Annotated in this window: 14 protein-coding genes; 9 read left to right on the top strand and 5 right to left on the bottom strand. The window is 66.5% G+C overall.

Translation table 11 applies throughout. The features are described 5' to 3' along the window. Positions 1 to 162: 162 nt before the first annotated feature. Positions 163 to 1632, top strand: coding sequence for an aminotransferase-like domain-containing protein (locus RXV79_RS17265; RefSeq protein WP_413816622.1), 1470 nt, complete (start codon positions 163 to 165; stop codon positions 1630 to 1632). On the opposite strand, the gene RXV79_RS17260 is transcribed toward RXV79_RS17265, so the two are convergent. Further along, positions 1616 to 2191, bottom strand: coding sequence for a DUF1415 domain-containing protein (locus tag RXV79_RS17260; protein WP_316699240.1), 576 nt, complete (start codon positions 2189 to 2191; stop codon positions 1616 to 1618). The two genes, RXV79_RS17265 and RXV79_RS17260, sit on opposite strands and share 17 nt — an antisense overlap. After that, the gene (locus RXV79_RS17255; protein ID WP_316699238.1) at positions 2188 to 3156 is read right to left on the bottom strand and encodes a GlxA family transcriptional regulator; all 969 of its coding nucleotides are present in this window, start codon (positions 3154 to 3156) and stop codon (positions 2188 to 2190) included. The genes RXV79_RS17260 and RXV79_RS17255 overlap by 4 nt, the downstream gene beginning before the upstream one ends. Positions 3157 to 3281: 125 nt before the next feature. Here RXV79_RS17255 and RXV79_RS17250 point away from each other — a divergent pair, with 125 nt between their 5' ends. Beyond that, a complete protein-coding gene (locus tag RXV79_RS17250; protein ID WP_316699236.1) occupies positions 3282 to 4079 on the top strand; it encodes an MBL fold metallo-hydrolase in 798 nt (265 codons plus the stop codon). 353 nt (positions 4080 to 4432) lie between these two features. Further along, positions 4433 to 5764 (top strand): hypothetical protein, encoded by a 1332-nt coding sequence (locus RXV79_RS17245; protein ID WP_316699234.1) that lies wholly within the window; start codon positions 4433 to 4435, stop codon positions 5762 to 5764. Between the two features lie 270 nt (positions 5765 to 6034). Here the strand turns inward: RXV79_RS17245 and RXV79_RS17240 are convergent, their stop codons facing one another. Both RXV79_RS17240 and RXV79_RS17235 read right to left on the bottom strand, forming a co-directional pair. Beyond that, the gene (locus RXV79_RS17240) at positions 6035 to 7510 is read right to left on the bottom strand and encodes a UvrD-helicase domain-containing protein (RefSeq protein ID WP_316699232.1); all 1476 of its coding nucleotides are present in this window, start codon (positions 7508 to 7510) and stop codon (positions 6035 to 6037) included. Continuing rightward, the gene (locus tag RXV79_RS17235; RefSeq protein WP_316699230.1) at positions 7446 to 9257 is read right to left on the bottom strand and encodes an ATP-dependent nuclease; all 1812 of its coding nucleotides are present in this window, start codon (positions 9255 to 9257) and stop codon (positions 7446 to 7448) included. Before RXV79_RS17235 ends, RXV79_RS17240 begins: the two co-directional genes overlap by 65 nt. Positions 9258 to 9455: 198 nt before the next feature. On the opposite strand from RXV79_RS17235, the gene RXV79_RS17230 reads away from it, so the two are divergent. After that, positions 9456 to 9740 (top strand): hypothetical protein, encoded by a 285-nt coding sequence (locus RXV79_RS17230; protein WP_316699228.1) that lies wholly within the window; start codon positions 9456 to 9458, stop codon positions 9738 to 9740. 53 nt (positions 9741 to 9793) lie between these two features. Here RXV79_RS17230 and RXV79_RS17225 read toward each other — a convergent pair whose 3' ends face one another. Continuing rightward, entirely contained in the window at positions 9794 to 10759 is a 966-nt protein-coding gene (locus RXV79_RS17225) for a LysR family transcriptional regulator (RefSeq protein WP_316699227.1), read from the bottom strand. Positions 10760 to 10905: 146 nt separating this feature from the next. Here RXV79_RS17225 and RXV79_RS17220 point away from each other — a divergent pair, with 146 nt between their 5' ends. From RXV79_RS17220 to RXV79_RS17200, 5 genes are all read left to right on the top strand, one after another. Then, the gene (locus RXV79_RS17220) at positions 10906 to 11916 is read left to right on the top strand and encodes a TRAP transporter substrate-binding protein (protein ID WP_316699226.1); all 1011 of its coding nucleotides are present in this window, start codon (positions 10906 to 10908) and stop codon (positions 11914 to 11916) included. Between the two features lie 61 nt (positions 11917 to 11977). After that, positions 11978 to 13759, top strand: coding sequence for an IlvD/Edd family dehydratase (locus RXV79_RS17215; protein ID WP_316699224.1), 1782 nt, complete (start codon positions 11978 to 11980; stop codon positions 13757 to 13759). Positions 13760 to 13780: 21 nt separating this feature from the next. Then, positions 13781 to 14995: a fumarylacetoacetate hydrolase family protein gene (locus tag RXV79_RS17210; RefSeq protein ID WP_316699222.1), complete on the top strand. Its 1215-nt coding sequence runs from the start codon at positions 13781 to 13783 to the stop codon at positions 14993 to 14995. Positions 14996 to 14997: 2 nt separating this feature from the next. Then, complete coding sequence (locus RXV79_RS17205) at positions 14998 to 15585, top strand: TRAP transporter small permease (RefSeq protein ID WP_316704131.1); 588 nt, start codon at positions 14998 to 15000, stop codon at positions 15583 to 15585. After that, the gene (locus tag RXV79_RS17200) at positions 15582 to 16859 is read left to right on the top strand and encodes a TRAP transporter large permease subunit (protein ID WP_316699221.1); all 1278 of its coding nucleotides are present in this window, start codon (positions 15582 to 15584) and stop codon (positions 16857 to 16859) included. Before RXV79_RS17205 ends, RXV79_RS17200 begins: the two co-directional genes overlap by 4 nt. The last annotated feature ends 44 nt before the right edge of the window (positions 16860 to 16903 follow it).

Below are 16903 nucleotides of genomic sequence, written 5' to 3'. Positions count from 1 at the left end.
GGCCTCGTGTTGATGTGATGGCTGCCAGCGTAGGGATTGCATCGCGCGCCGAACAGGCACAGGCGACGGCCATGTGTTCCGCATCAGAATGGATTCGCCGCGCCTGTTATGGCGCAGTAAGCTGGCATCTGTTCCGGTCTGCCCGCGCCTGCGGCCTGCATCATGGACACCGTGGAAACGAACCTCGCCTCCGAGCCCCTGTATCAGCGCGTCGCGCACCACTACCGCGGCGCCATCCGCGCCGGCACGCTCGCACCCGGCGCCCGCATGCCCTCGGTGCGCTCGATGACGCGGCTGCACCAGGTCAGCCTGTCGACCGCGCTGCAGGCCTGCCGCCACCTCGAAGACGAAGGCCTTCTCGAGGCGCGGCCCCGCTCGGGCTATTTCGTGCGCATGGCCCGGCGCCTGGCGATGCCGCCCGCACGCGAGCCCGACACGGCGGAGGCGGTGGATGCTGCGCGCTACGTCGGCATCCACGACCGCGTGTCGGCCTTCGTCGCGCAGGGCGAGCGCAGCGCGGTCAAGCACGACTTTGCCGCCGCCTATGCCGCCCCCGAGCAGTACCCCGGCGAGGCGCTGAAGAACGCCGCCATGCGCGCCCTGCGCCAGCACCCCGACCTGCTGGTCAAACCCGTGGGTTCGTCGGGCGATGCCGGACTGCGCGCGGTGCTCGCCCGCCGCGCGCTTGATGCCGGCATGCAGCTCACCGCACACGACATCGTGATCACGCAAGGCTGCGTGGAGTCGCTCAACGTCGCGCTGCGCGCGGTGTGCCAGCCGGGCGACACGGTGGCCGTGGAGTCGCCCGCCTACTACGGCCTGTTGCAGGTGCTGGAAAGCCTGAGCCTGCGCGCGCTCGAGATCCCGACCAGCCCGAGCACCGGCCTTTCGATCGAGGCGCTGGAACTCGCGCTGCAGACGCATGAGCGCATCCAGGCGGTCGTCGTCGTGCCCAACTTCCAGAACCCGCTCGGCTGCGTGATGCCCGATGCGCACAAGCAGCGCCTCGTCGAGCTGTGCAGCCGCTTCGAGGTGCCGGTGATCGAAGACGACACCTACAGCGCCTTGTGCGACGACGGCGTGCCGCTGAAGGCGGTGAAAGCGTGGGACCGCGACGGCAGCGTGATCCACTGCGCGTCGCTGCGCAAGACGCTCGCGCCCGGCCTGCGCCTGGGCTGGGTGAGCGGCGGGCGCTGGCATGCGCGCATCCAGATGCTCAAGTACGCGCAGAGCCGCGCCAACGAAGCGCTCTCGCAGATCACGGCGGCCGAGTTCATCGCCAGCAGCGCGTATGACCGCCACCTCGCGCGCCTGCGCCGTCTGCTCAAGGCCCAGCGCGAGCAAGTGGCCGAATGCATCGTCGCAAGCTTCCCGGAAGGCACGCGGTTCAACGTACCGGCCGGCAGCCTCTTGCTGTGGGTGCAGCTGCCCGAAGGCTGCGAAGCGCAGCGGGTGAGCGACGCGGCGCTGGAGCGGGGCATCCGGGTGGTGCCCGGGCCGCTCTTCTCGAACTCGAAGCGCTACGACAACTGCCTGCGCATCAGCAGCGGCTTTCCGGTCACGGCCGAGGCGCAGCAGGGCTTGCGCGAGCTGGGGCGCATTGCCGGTGGTCTGATCAACGGGATGCCTTGATCCGCGCCTGCAGCGCCGCCCAGCCTTCGGGCCCGAGCCGCTCCATCGTCTTGATGTTGGCCTCGTAGATCGCGTCGGCTTCAGGAAAGGCGGCCACGGCGCGGTCGACGCTCGCCTCGCGCAACAAGTGCAGCGTGGGGTAGGGCGCGCGGTTGGTGGCGTTGCCGATGTCGTCGGTGTCGGTGCCGGCGAACTGGAACTCGGGGTGGAAGCTCGCCAGCTGCAGCACGCCTTCGTGCCCGGCGTCGGCCAGTGCGTCTTCGGCCAAGCCGAGGAAATCGTTGAAGTCGTAGAAGTCGTTCAGCACCTGCGGGTGGATGACGAGCGTGGTGTCGACCTCCGCCGGGTCGGTGTCGACGAGCCTCTGCATCTCATCGAGCAACTGCGCGAGCAGCGCTTCGGGGTCGGTCGCCTCGCTCACCACGTAGCGCACCTGGCCCTTGGCCTGCACGGCCTTGGCGAAGGGGCAGAGGTTGAGGCCGATCACCGCGTGTTCGAGCCAGGCTCGGGTGTGGGCGACGACGGTGGCGGAGTCGGGTGTGTTCACGTTGGGGCTCATCGTTTGCGGTAGGCCGAGGGCGGCTCGCCGACACGGCGGGCGAAGAGCCGGGCAAAAGTGGCGGCGTCGTTGTACCCCACTTCCTGGGTGATGCGCGCCACGCTCCAGCGGGTGCTGGCGAGCAGACGACGGGCCTTGTCGACCCGTGCGTGCTGCAGCATCGTGAGCGGCGAGTCGCCGGTTTCCGCCTTCACCCGGCGCATCAAGGTGCGGCCGCTCACGTGGAAGGCGCGCGCCACACGTTGCAGGTCGTAGGGCTCGGCGAGGCGGGAATCAAACCAGTCGCGCAGGCGGTTCGAGAAGCTGGGCAGCGGCGAGGCGGCGGCCTCGGGGTCCACATACGGGGCCTGGCTCGTGCGGGCGGTGGGCAGCAAGGTGGCCTGCGCCGTGGCCGTGGCGGCCGCCGCGCCCAGGTGCCGCTTCACCAGGTGAAGGGCCAGGTCGAACACCGACGTCACGGCCGCCGTGGTGATGACGCCGCCGTCTTCCAGCAGCATGGCATCGGCCTGCAGGCGCGCGGCGGGGTAACGCGTGGCGAACTCCTTGGCGAAGAGCCATGAGGTGGTGACCTGCCGGCCGTCGAGCAAGCCGGCTTCGCCCAAGAGGAAGGCGCCCACGCACACCGATGCCACCGGCGTGCCACGCGCAAAGGTCTTGGCGATGAACGCCAGCTCCGGCGCAAGGGCGGCGAGCGTGGTGCTCCATCGGTGGCCGCGCTCGGCCAGCAGCCCGGGCACGATGAGAAGGTCGAAGGTGCCGCGGGGCCGCTTCGCCGGCAGACGCAAGCCGCCCGACACGGCGACGGCCGTGTCGAACCCGACCATCTGCACATCGAACTGCACACGGGAGCTGCCGTGCCGCAAGGCATCGATCTGGCTGGCGATGCGCAGCACGTCGGCCAGGCCGAAGAGCTGTGTGGCCATGCAGCCGCGGTAGGTGAGCACGGCGATTCGCAGTGTCTTCATGGGTCGCCATCATAGCCAGCGAGCTTGGCGGTAATGCACTCGAAGATGGCAATCTCGCCATCACACGCAAGGATTGCGTTTCTCAGAATGGCGCCATCACCTCAACGCCCTTGTGCCCCCTCGCCATGTCTCAGCCCCGCATCGTCCGCGTCCCCATCGTTCCCTTCGGCGTGGTGAACTGCCACCTCGTCATCAGTGAGCAAGGCTGTGTGCTGGTCGACACCGGCGTGCCCGGCTCCCACCGCAAGATCGAGCGTGCACTGAAAGCCGAAGGCCTGGGCCTCCAGGACATCCGCCTCATCGTCGTGACCCATGCGCACATGGACCATGCCGGCTCCGCGGCCCGCGTGCGCCAGCTCTCGGGCGCACCCATCGTGGCCCACGAAGGCGACCTGCCGTACTACCAGCGCCGCAAGCCGATGACCTTTTGCGAAACGGGCTGGGTGAGCCGGCTCTTCTTCCGCACCGGCGTCATCGTGAAGCCCTACGAGGCGTTCACGCCCGACATCCTGCTCACCGACGGCCAGGCGCTCGACCTCGCACCCTACGGCATCGCCGGCCGCGCTCGCCCGACACCGGGCCACACCGCGGGCTCGGTGTCACTGGAGCTCGACAGCGGCGATGCGCTGGTGGGCGACCTGGTCGCGTCTGGCGTGCTGCTCGGCGGCCTGATGCACACGCAGCATGCACGGCGCCCGCCCTTTGAAGACGACCCCGCGACCGTCGCCCTGCAGCTGCAGCAGCTGGTGGCCGGCGGCATGCAGACCTTTCATCTCGGCCATGGTGGGCCGCTGCCAGCCAAGGAGGTGATGCGCCATGCCGGGTGGCTGGGGCGGCAGCGGGCGGGGCGGATGTACCAAGGCGCTGTGGCTTGTGGATGCGAGAGCGTGGGCGCGGGCGGAGCGGGGGGTGCGCACGGGTGACTGCCTTGCCGGCGGCGAAGGGCCGATGTGTGTCAGGCGCTCCGTCATTCAATGGGAGGATGCCGAGCGACGATGCAAGCACGACACTTTTCGCCTCATGCGGCATGCCGGCCACGCCGGCACATCCGCGTAAGGAGGAAGGTGACATGAAAACCCGCTCCGTCTTGTTCACCGCCGTGCTGCTCGCCCTGTCATGCAGGGCGTCCGCGCAAATTCCACCCCACGCGCCGGGCACCATCTGCGCGACGCCTCAGTTCTGGTGCTGGGCACCCTACGCAGGGCCTCCTGGCGCGCGGTGCGCGTGCCCCACGCCGTATGGCTGGGTCCAGGGCATCCTGGTTTAGGAGGCGTTCATGCCTTCGACGTCCGATCTCCGAAGACTGATTGAGGAGGCCGAGATCCTCGCCGAGTACGCCGCGCGCAATGGAAAGCTGCCTGCGGATACGCGGATCTTCAACGCCATCAGCAAAGCTGCCGCCGTATCGGGTGGGGCGGCCGACCGTCAGCGAATCACCGAGTCGCTGTACCGCGAGCTGAACGCGTTGGCCTTGGCAATCGCACCTCTCACCTTGAGGCAACTCGTCCGACGTCGCACGCTCGTCGGTCAGTTCCGCTTTGCCTTCGCCAACATCGTGCCCTTCGGCATCGGCCTCCTCACGCTGTTGTTGACCTGCTACCTGGCATTTCAGAGTTCGCAACTGCACAAGGCGGATACCGCGTTGCGTGAGTACCAGGAGTGGGTGGCCGAAATGCCCCGGGAGAAGCTGTACCACGCGTGGAAGATGTTCAGGTACGAGCGAGTCCTGAACGTGCAGACCCCGCCCCTGGCGCAACTCGATGCCTACCAGAAGCTGGTGGAAGACGCCCGGCGCCTCGCCGAGAAGGGCGAAGCGATCCAGCTGCTGCTGACCCAATCGTCGGCCGACTTGCTGGTGCCGCCCGTCCTGACGAGCATCGGCCCGGACTGGTGGCAGCGCTTCGCGGCCGCGCTGAACACACCGTCGAACAGCTATGACCTGTTTGACGAGCAAAAGCAATTGCTCGCGCGCAAGGGTGAGATGAACTTTCCACCGACGGGAGCTGGCCCTGAGGCCCCAGGCGGCAGGACTGCCGCAGGCAAGTCCGAATACACGGAGAAATACCCCAGGCTCCCGATCCCCGACTGCAAGAAACCACTCAAGGCGATGCGGGTCAGTCTCAACAAGACCGAAGTGGCCGTGAGCGACGTCGATGCGTACACCGAAAGCATCGACTGCTTCCTGCGCTCGGCCAACATTCCCACGCAGTTCGCCAGCTATTCACCCTGGAGCACGATCTACTTCATCAAGTCGAAGATCAACCTCCTGGTCGTCTGGCTGCTGCCCGGCCTCTACGGCCTGCTTGGGGCTTGCGTGTATCTGATGCGCGATTTCGTGCTCGTCAGCGGCACTCATGCGTTGGCGCGGAACCCGACCGTGCTCAGCATGCTGTCGCTGTCTTTGCGAATTGCACTCGGTGGCCTCGCGGGGGTGATCATCGGGTGGTTCTGGGTGCCGACCAGTGCCGAGCCGAGCCACGCGATGCCGGTCGTGTCGTCCATCCCGTTCGGGATGGCATTCCTCGCGGGCTTCAGCATCGAGACCTTGTTCTCGCTGCTTGACCGCCTGAACAAGGCCGTCGACACGAAGGGGGCGCAGCCAGCCTGATCGTCGCAAGCGATGAAGCCTCGACTCACTGCAGTGTCGAGCTCTCCAGCGTGAGACTGCGCTGCACGCAGGCCAGGAGCATGGCTATGCAGCGACAGGACGACGCGGGGAGCGTATGCATTGCTGCTATTGCTCGCTCCCAAGACTGTTCTGCAGCGGAAGCAGAAGCTCGGTGTTCGGTAGCGCACATCCGATTTAGAGCGCGGAGCGGTCGTCGAAGGCCGAACCTCACCACGGAGAGGGTGAGCTCAGTTCTTGAATGAGCATCCGCTAGCGGCCTGCGGCGGGCGTTAGCAAAGGCGTCGCCGAGCAAACAACGACTCGCCTTGCGCCTCGCGTGAGCGCCACGTAGAGGTGCTGTGCAGTCATGCGCTCGGGCTCAAGAATGACCGCGACGTCAGCCTCCAGCCCTTTAAGAAGAAGAGTGCTTCCAACGGCGCGCCGGCCCAGCGGCCGGCCCCGATGGCGGTTTCGCTCACGGGCTCGCATTGCCGCACCAATGAACCCACCTTCGCCTCCGGCTGCTCTCAACGCCGAGATACAGCAATGCAGCACTTCGGGTCGGTAGACACGCGCACCGCGTTGGTCCGCGAGGGCCTGGAGCACGTCAATCGAGGTCGTGTGACTGGGAGACGCCATGAACGCCACTGCTGCGGCTTCTGCGTGCGTTGCCGGCGTGCGGGCTCGGCCGCCTCGTATCGTTTCGACTCGCGCGAGTAAGTTGGCAGTGCCTACCTCGGTCATCAGTGAAGTCGCGAACTCGGCAAGCCGTCGCAGCGCGTTTGGATTCCCTAAGTCGAACTGGCGGGCGAAGCTCACTAGGTCCTTCAGGTCGACAGCCTCGACGGAGGTGGCGCCCGGTGTCTGCATGGTGAGTTGGTGGCGACCGTTGACATTCATGGAGTCGCCAATCACCAAAACGCGGCCGTCTCGGATTGGCGCTTCCGTCCGGGCGGCCGCCAGTCGCTGCTGCACTTCCATGCCTCGGGTCAGTTGAACCCACTGGACGCCCTCTGGCGCTCCACGCAGATCCACAGGTTGACCGGCCTGCAATGATGCCCGGGCTTGCAGTAGCCAAGCCCCCAGTGCGTCCATGCCTGCGAGGCGCCATCGCCAAGGGGTCTGCAGCGAGCCGATGGGCGGGAACGCGGCCTGAGCCTCACGCTCCCAGTGAACCAGCGGGTCGCGGAAGCCGAATATCGCCTGCATCGGGTCACCAAGAATGCAGGAGGGCAGCGCTTGCGCGATGGAACAGACGATGGCGTGCTGCGCGGTGTTGCAGTCTTGATACTCGTCCACCAGCAAGCGCGAATAAGTCGAAGCGATGGGGTCACCGATGTGACCTGCCTGTAGGAGACCTCGAACGGCGACTCGGATAGCTGGGTAGTCGGCGTTCGGGTTGGCCAGCTCGAGAACGCGTGCATCGAGGCCCACGCGGAGAGGAAACTTTGCCGCCAACTGCATCGCGAAACCGTCGATGGTCGACACCCTGTACGCTGAGCTCGGGACGCCTCCGCGCTGGAGCCTCGCGCGTAGAGCGGTGACTCCAGCGTTGGTGTGCGTCAACACCAAGACTGGCTTGATGTCGGTGTGCTGACTCAGCGCGTCCGCGATGAGCTGGGTCTTGCCGCATCCGGCCGGGGCGGTCACTGAGCCTAGGCGCGCCTGAAAGATATCGATTTCAGGCGGCGGCACTCGTCCATCCCCAGAGTTGGTTCGCAATTTGGACGAAGCCCGGCTCTGCATTCGCAATGTGAGGTCCGACGACGTCCTTAGCGATTTCCTGGAAACCAGTCACTGACTTGAACCAGCCGTTCTTGTTGTTGCGAGCGGCAAGTCCGAGCAATGCTCGACTCGCAGGCGTGTAGCCGCCATTCATCCGTTCGGCCTCTATGGAATCCAAGGTGACTTGTCCGTGCGACTTCGACTTAACGTGCTCAGCCATGAGCTCGCGGCCGACCATCTCGTCCGCTTTATTCAGCAGCGCATGCACGGCGTCATTGCTTGAATGGAGGAATAGCTCGTCCTCAAGTGCCAAGCCCGGTCGCCATGTGAGGTACTGCCCGCCATTCGCAATGAATCTCTCAACGAGTCCGACGGTCGAAACTGGCTTGTCCGCGTCGACGAAGACGAGGACGCGATAGCCCAGTTTGAGGAACGCCTCACCTCGTATGAAGCATTGGTCGGGGCTTCCTCCGCCTGCGTCCACGTATGAGCCTCCGCGGGCCAGAAATGACGTCGCACCACAGTGGACCCACCACTGATCCATACCGCGAGCGAATCCGACCTCACTCGCACCCTCGCAGACGATGACGGACTTGGACAGGAAGGCCTCGGCTGCCTTGCGCAAGGTACCCTGAATGCCGTCGTCCGTACCGGCGCATGTGGCTGTGTGGATGCCCAAACGCTCGCGCACGACGAAAAGCTGGTTGCCAGCGAGTTCCCTGAGCGTCACCGGTGAATGGGTAGTCATAAAGACCTGCAGCGGCTGAGTCGCGTCTTTCGCACCGAGTGAGTCGAGCAACCGCATAAGCCGATGCGGCTCAAGTCCGTACTCGACTTCGTCTACCAAGGCGATGGTTGCAGCCGCCGCTGCGGCCCTCTGTAAACCCGCGACAAGGAGCCGCCCCGAACCGGTTCCCAGCGACCGAAGAGGAATGCCGGCTTCGCTGTGGAGGGCTATAGCACCATCGCTAATCGAGACCGAGTGAGCATCAAGTAGCGCCTGAGCGCTCGCGCCGACGGCTACGCCCAGGTCGGTAGCTGTCTGAGCGACCAGTTGCAGGGTCTGGGCGAGTTGGGGGCCAGCCTGCGCTCCGAAGGTGGCCCGGGCGGCACGTGCTGCGTCGGCGAGTTCCGATCCAAGGTTCGCGCGCTCTTCCGTAAGTCGGTTCAACACCGAGCCCCTAGCCCAGGAAAGGTTCGTGTTCGCGTAGGTCCCGATTCGGGCTGGCGTAAGGAGGCTGCGGTCCTTCCAGGCCAGAGACCGTTCCAGTTGCTGGTTGGTGGCTCGGTCGGATTGAAGCGTCCAACTTGGCTCAAGGTCGCCCTTGACCTCCAGCTTCAGCGTCAAAACCGTTTCTAGTCCTGCGCGCGGTTCGTCTTCAAGCAATCCTGTGCCGAGATCAAATCCGCGGAGAAACTCTCCGTAGGTGTCGATGTTCTTCAGGGCGTCCGGTAGTCCACCGAGCGTGACCGCAATCACGATGGTCCGCGTGACGTCCAGGCTGAAGAAGTCCGTGTCGCCGAAAGGTGCGCTCCTGCGCGCTCCAAGGCACAGGTCGATGGCATCAAGGATGGTCGACTTGCCACTGTCACCCGGGCCAACTAGACAGTTCACGCCGTTGGACGGCGTCCAATCAAGTGCCTGTATCGAGCGGAAGTTGCGAACTTCAAGGCGACGGACGCGCGTCATGTTTCCTCCCAGTTTGTCTGGCAAGTATCCCAACGCGATACGAAGCTGCCGAAGGGATGCACGGTTTTCGTCAGGCATTCCCCAACGTCAGCTCTCAGGCAAACCGGTCGCCGAGAGTCTAGACGGTGACCGACCGCAGGCAGTCTGCTCCCGACTCTCGCGCAGATCTTCCTCCGCTCGTCGCGCGGCCTCACGAGGCATCCACAGCACCAAGCGCGCATCTGTAAGTTCCCGGCCGCCCCCAGCGACTCACGGATCGTCATCTGGCCGGCAACCATGATCAACACCTTGTTCCAAAGAGTCGTGCTGTCTCGGCTTTGGCTCACGTTTGTCGTCCTCGGCGTGAGCTTCCTGGTTGGTGCGCTTGGCACCTTGAATCTCGTCAGCTTGCTGGCGGCGAATCTGCAGCTGCTGCGCGAACACGGTGTGATGGCATTGATGGACGGCGCCCTTCAACAATTGATCGAACTGGTTGCGCAAGGCTTCGTGAGCTGCGTGGCCTATGTCGTCTTCAAGACTTGCGAGCATCGGCTGTCGGCATGGCTCGGCGGCGGCGCCTGATGGGCGAGCGCAGCTGAGCGCCTCGATTCAGTCTGCACCGGGCATTGGCTGACCTACGCCGCGTCTTCCACCTGCCCCGCAAGCTGTCGCATCACATCCATGAACGCCTGCGCCGCCGTGCTCGGCGGCTCCCCCTGCAGCGTGATCATCCCGAAGTCGGGCATGCGATCGGGCAGCTCGGCCGCGATGCGCGTCAGCAGGCCTCGCCGCACGTACTTGTCCACCAGCGCCGCCGGCTGAAGCGACAGCATGTTGGTGCTCTGCATCAGCTCGAGTGCGAACAGGAACGACGGCGTCTCGACGATGCCTGAGGTGAGCGACAGGCCTGTGCGGCTGAAGATGTCGTCCGACACCCTGCGCAGCGCGGTCGACGTCGGGTAAAGAATCCACGGCCAGTGCGACAGCTCCAGCAGGCTCGGTGCGGTGGGCCCGCGCAGTGGGTGGTGCACACCCGCCGTGACCTGCAGGCCTTCGCCGGCGAGCTTCTCGTACTGGAACTGGGCGCGTTGCGATTCGTCGGTGAAGCGGCCGATCATCACGTCGATCTTGCGTTCGGCCAGCCACACGATGAGCTGGTCGCTGCTCTGTTCCAGCACCTTCACCACCAGCAGCGGGCGCAGGCGCTGCAGCTCGGCCACCGCGGCGATCAGCAGGTGTGCGGCCGAGCCCGAGATGGCGCCGATCGACACATGGCCGTGCCCGCCTTGCTTCAAGGTGCTGAACTCGTCGACGAACTTGCGGTGGCCGTCGAGTGCGGCGTGCGCATAGCGCAAGGTGAAGAGGCCCAGCTCGTTGGGGCGCATGCCGCGCGGCAGGCGGTCGAACAGGGTCGACTCGAGCATCTCTTCGATGTCCATCAGCACCTTGGTGGCGGCCGGCTGCGTGATGTGCATCTGCTCGGCGGTGAGGCGCAGGTTGCGCGTCTTGCCCAGGATGTCGAGGAACTGCAGATGCCGGAAGCGCAGCCGCGCGACCTGCGCCAAGGCCAAGGGTTTGCCAGAAGGCTTGTCCGGACTCATCACCATTTGGAATCGATGCTAGCGAAAAAGTCAGTGGACCGGCCCTGGGGGCTCACCTAGCCTTCAGCCCCACTGATCGGCTTCACAGAGGGCCGGCACGTCGAGGCAGGGTGTCCGCGCCTCGCAATCCTCATCACGGAGACATCATGAAAATCAGATCACTCGGCGTCGCGGCCGCCCTGCTGGCCGCCCTGGTTGCCCCCGCGGCGGCGCAGCACGTATTCAAGATCGGCACCGGCCTCAACGAAGAGCATCCGCAGGCGAAGGCGCTTAAGTTCTTCGCCGACCAGCTGGCCGCCAAGAGCGGCGGCAAGCTCACCGCGCGGGTCTACACCAGCGGCTCGCTCGGCAACGACATCAGCATGACCTCGGCCCTGCGCGGCGGCACGCTGGAGATGACCATCCCCGACAGCTCCACGCTCGTCTCGCTGGTCAAGCCCTTCGGCGTGCTGAACCTGCCCATGACCTTCAACAACGAGAAGGAGGCCGACGCCGTGCTCGACGGCCCGTTCGGCCAGAAGCTGCTGGCCACGCTGCCCGACAAGGGCCTCATCGGCCTCGCCTTCTGGGAGAACGGCTTCCGCCACGTCACCAACTCGCGCCGGCCGGTGCAGAAGGCCGACGACCTGAGCGGCCTGAAGCTGCGCGTCATCCAGAGCCCGCTCTTCCTCGACACCTTCAACGCCCTCGGCGCCAACGCCACGCCCATGCCCTTCACCGAGCTCTACACGGCGATGGAGCAGGCGGCGGTAGACGGCCAGGAGAACCCGGCGGCCACCATCCTCGCGAGCAAGTTCTACGAAGTGCAGAAGCACATGGTGCTCTCGCGGCACATGTACAGCGCCTGGGTGCTGCTGCTGGCGAAGAAGACGTGGGATGGCCTCTCGGCCGACGAACGCAAGATCGTGCAGGAGGCTGCGCGTGAAGCCACCGCCTACGAGCGCAAGACCATTCGCGCGTTTTCCGAGACGGCGCTCGCCGATCTGAAGAAGGCCGGCATGCAGATCACCGAGCTGCCCGCGGCCGAGCACGCCAAGATGCGCAGCAAGCTGCAGCCGGTGCTGGCCAAGTTCAGCAAGGAATTCGGCGAAGACTCCACCGCCGAGATGAACGCCGAGCTGGCCAAGGTGCGCGGCGGCACGACCGCCGCCAAGTAAGCGGCACACCACGGGAGGCGGCGCCGCCGCCTTCCCTCCACCTTCTTCTCCCACGACGGCCATGGACCACCGAGCCGGTCGGCGCTTTCGCTCGCGCGAATGGTTTGCCGACCCCCAACGCTCCGACATGACGGCGCTCTACCTGGAGCGCTTCATGAACTACGGGCTGACGCCCGAAGAGCTCCGCTCCGGCCGGCCCATCGTCGGCATCGCGCAGACGGGCAGCGACCTCTCGCCGTGCAACCGCATTCACCTGGAGCTCGCGCGCCGGGTGCGCGACGGCATTCGCGACGCGGGAGGCGTCCCGATCGAGTTCCCGGTGCACCCGATCTTCGAGAACTGCCGCCGCCCGAGCGCAGCGCTCGACCGCAACCTGGCCTACCTGGGCCTGGTCGAGATTCTGTACGGCTACCCGATCGACGCGGTGGTGCTGACCACCGGCTGCGACAAGACCACACCGGCCGGCATCATGGCCGCGTCGACCGTCGACATCCCGGCCATCGTGCTGTCGGGCGGGCCCATGCTCGACGGCTGGCATGACGGCGAGCTGGTGGGCTCGGGCACGGTCATCTGGCGCAGCCGCCGGCAGCTAGCGGCCGGCGAGATCGACGAAGAAGAATTCATGCAGCGCGCCTGCAGCAGCGCCCCCTCGGCCGGCCACTGCAACACGATGGGCACGGCCTCGACCATGAATGCGGTGGCCGAGGCGCTGGGGCTCTCGTTGCCCGGCTGCGCGGCCATTCCCGCGCCGTACCGCGAGCGCGGCCAGATGGCCTACGAGACCGGGCGGCGCATCGTCGGCATGGCCTTCGAGGACTTGCGCCCGTCACGCATCCTCAGCCGCGAGAGTTTTCTCAACGCGCTGTCGATCGTCAGCGTGGCGGGGGGCTCCAGCAACGCGCAAGTGCACATCATGGCGATGGCCCGCCATGCCGGCGTGGAGTTGCGCCCCGAAGACTGGACCGAGCACGCCTACGACCTGCCGCTGCTGCTGAACATGCAGCCCGCCGGCAAGTTTCTCGGCGAACGATTCTTCCGCGCCGGCGGCGTGTCGGCGCTGATGTGGGAGCTGCAGCAGGCCGGTCGCCTGCATGGTGGTTGCGCGAGCGTCACCGGCAAGACGGTGGCGCAAAACATCGAGGGCCGCGCGCCCACCGATCGTGACGTGATCCGCCCGTTCGACGCGCCGCTCATGCAGAAAGCCGGCTTCCTGGTGCTGAGCGGCAACCTGTTCGACTTCGGCATCATGAAGACGTCGGTGATCTCGCAGCGCTTTCGCGAGCGCTACCTGAGCCGGCCGGGGCACGAGGGCGTCTTCGAAGCGCGCGCCGTGGTGTTCGACGGCGCCGACGACTACCACGCCCGCATCAACGACCCGGCGCTCGAGATCGACGAAGGCTGCATCCTCGTGATGCGTGGCGCCGGCCCCATCGGCTGGCCGGGCTCGGCCGAGGTGGTGAACATGCAACCGCCCGATGCGCTCATCCAGCGCGGCATCGTCGCGCTGCCCACGCTGGGCGATGGCCGCCAGTCGGGCACGGCTGACAGCCCGTCGATCCTGAACGTGTCGCCCGAAAGCGCCGCCGGCGGTGGCTTGAGCTGGCTGCAGACCGGCGATGTGATCCGCATCGACCTGAATGCCGGCCGCTGCGACGCGCTGGTGCCGGTCGACGAGATCGAGCGCCGCAAGCGCGAGCTGCCGACGCCGCCAGTGCCACCCAGCCAGTCCCCATGGGAAGAGATGTACCGCAGCCACACCGGCCAGCTGGTGGACGGCGCCACGCTCGACATGGCCCTGAAGTACCGGCGCATCGCCGAACGCACGCCGCGCCACAACCACTGACCCTGCTTCGAGGAAACCTGAATGACTTCAACGACGACGGTGCTGCCTGTGCGCACCGATGGCCTGCACCCCGTGCTGCCGCAAGACGGGCTGGCGGGCACGCTGGTGGCGCGCGTGTGGCGCGCAGGCTCGCCGGCCGGCCCGGCCGTGGTGGTGCTGCGCCCCGAGGGGGTGTTCGACCTCAGCCGGCACTTCCCGACCATGAGCACGCTGCTCGAGACCGACCAGCCGGCGCAGGCCGTGCGTTCAGCGGCCGGGGAATTGCTGTGCAGCGTCGAGGCGCTGCTCGACAACAGCAAGCCCGAAGGCCGTGACGACGCAGCGCCCTGGCTGCTCGCGCCGTGCGACCTGCAGGTGGTCAAGGCAGCGGGCGTGACCTTTGCGTCGAGCATGATCGAGCGCGTGATCGAGGAGCAGGCCGGTGGCGACGCGAGCCGTGCCCAAGGGTTGCGCAGCCAGGTCACGGCGCTGATCGGGTCCAGCCTCGCCGACATCCGCCCCGGCTCGCCGCAGGCGCGGGCGCTCAAGGAGTTGCTGCAGCAGAAGAAGCTGTGGTCTCAGTACCTCGAAGTGGGCATCGGGCCCGATGCCGAGGTCTTCACCAAGTCGCCGGTGCTCGCGGCCGTGGGCCATGGGCAGGACATCGGCATCCGAGCCGACTCGGCCTGGAACAACCCCGAGCCCGAGGTCGTGCTGGCGGTCAACAGCCGGGGCGGCATCGTGGGCGCCGCGCTCGGAAACGACGTCAACCTGCGCGACATCGAAGGCCGCAGCGCGCTGCTGCTCGGCAAGGCCAAGGACAACAACGCGTCGTGCGCCATCGGCCCTTTCATCCGCCTGTTCGACGACGGGTTCGGCCTCGAGCAGCTGCGCCGCGAGACCGTCCACCTTCACGTGAGCGGTAGCGACGGCTTCACGCTGCGCGGCATCAACACCATGGCGAGCATCAGCCGCGACCCGGTCGACCTGGTGGCGCAGACGATCGCCTGCCACCAGTACCCCGACGGCTTCATGCTGTTCCTCGGCACGCTCTTCGCGCCCACCGAAGACCGCGACACGCCCGGCGGCGGCTTCACGCACAAGCTCGGCGACGTGGTCACCATCCACAGCCACTGGCTGGGCGGCCTGCAGAACCGGGTCACGCACTGCGAGGCTGCGCCGCCCTGGCGCTTCGGCTTGCGCGCGCTCATCGGCAACCTGGCCGAGCGCGGGTTGCTGCAAGGGGCGCGGCTGTGAAGATCGACGCCGCCATCGATCGCTTCTGCCACGCGATCGATCTGCTGATCGCTGCCGCGCTCGCGGTGATGGTGGTGCTGGTGTTCGGCAACGTCGTGCTGCGCTATGTCTTCAACTCCGGCATCGCAGTCAGCGAGGAGGTGGCGCGCTGGCTGTTCGTGTGGCTGTGCTTCCTGGGCGCTGTGGCCGCGCTGAAGGAAGGCGGGCACCTCGGCACCGACATGCTGGTGTCGCGCCTGCCCGTGGCCGGCAAGAAGGTGTGCATGGTGCTGGGCCACGTGCTGATGCTGTACGTGACCTGGCTCTTCCTCCAGGGGAGCTGGCAGCAGGCGCGCATCAACATGGACATGGAGGCGCCCGTCACCGGCATGCCAGTGTCCATCTTCTACGCCTCGGGCGTGGTCTTCTCGGTGTGCGCGGGCGTGCTGCTGCTCCTGCAGCTGGTGCGCCTGTTGACAGGCCAGCTCCGCGAGAGCGAGCTCGTGATGGTCAAGGAATCGGAAGAGCAGGCCGAACTCGAAGCGCTGCAGGCCGAGCTTGCGCGCAGCGAGCTGCAGCCAGGCGTTGACACGAAGGGCCCTCGGCCATGACCGTCTTCATCTTCCTCGGCAGCCTTGTTGGCGCGATGGCGCTGGGCATTCCCATCGCCTACGCGCTGCTCGCGAGCGGCGTGGCGCTGATGTGGCACCTGGACTTATTCGACGCGCAGATCCTGGCCCAGAACTTCATCAACGGCGCCGACAGCTTCCCGCTGCTGGCGGTGCCCTTCTTCATGTTGGCCGGCGAGATCATGAATGCCGGCGGCCTGTCGCAGCGCATCGTCAACTTCGCGCTCGCGCTCGTGGGGCATGTGAAGGGCGGGCTGGGTTACGTGACGATCCTCGCGGCCTGCCTGCTGTCGGCCTTGTCGGGCTCGGCCGTGGCCGACGCGGCGGCGCTGGCGGCGCTGCTGCTGCCGATGATGATCAAGGCCGGGCACAAGAGGGAAGTGTCGGGCGGGCTGATCGCGGCGTCGGGCGTCATCGGCCCGATCATTCCGCCGAGCATCGGCTTCGTCATCTTCGGCGTCGCGGCCAACGTGTCGATCACCAAGCTCTTCATCGCCGGCATCGTGCCCGGCATCATGATCGGCCTGGGCCTGGCGCTCACGTGGTGGTGGGTGGGCCGGAAGGAAAAGCTGGTGCTGCCCGAGCGCAAGACGCGCGCCGAAGTGTGGGCCGCGGCACGCGAGGCGGTGTGGGCGCTGCTGCTGCCGGTGTTCATCCTCGTGGGCTTGCGCATGGGCGTGTTCACGCCCACCGAGGCGGCGGTCGTCGCGGCCGTCTACGCGCTTTTCGTCTCCACCGTGGTGTACCGCGAGCTGACGCTTTCGGCGCTGGTGCGCATCTTCGTCACGGCGGCCCGCACCACGGCGGTGGTGATGTTCCTGGTGGCAGCGGCCATGGTGTCGGCGTGGCTCATCACGGTGGCCAACCTGCCGGTGCAGATGGTCGACCTGTTGAGGCCGCTGCTCGACAACCAGACGCTGCTGCTGATCGCGATCATGGTGCTCGTGATGCTGGTGGGCACGGCGATGGACATGACGCCCACCATCCTCATCATGACGCCGGTGCTCATGCCCTTGATCAAGGCAGCGGGCATCGACCCCGTCTACTTCGGCGTGCTCTTCATCATCAACAACTCCATCGGCCTGGTCACTCCGCCGGTGGGCACCGTGCTCAACGTGGTGGCCGGTGTCGGCCGCATGAAGATGGATGAAGTCACGCGCGGGGTGCTGCCGTTCATGGCCGCCCAGTTCGCGGTGATGTTCGTGATGGTGCTCTTCCCGCAGACGGTGCTCGTGCCGCTGCGCTGGTTCTATTGAAGCCCGGTTCCCCCCGCGCGCTTCCACGCGCGCACTCCCCGATC

This window comes from Piscinibacter gummiphilus, from assembly GCF_032681285.1.
Classification (GTDB): Bacteria; Pseudomonadota; Gammaproteobacteria; order Burkholderiales; family Burkholderiaceae_C; genus Rhizobacter; species Rhizobacter gummiphilus_A.
The sequence above is the reverse complement of the archived record's forward strand: the minus strand, read 5'-3'. Positions and strand labels throughout refer to the sequence as shown.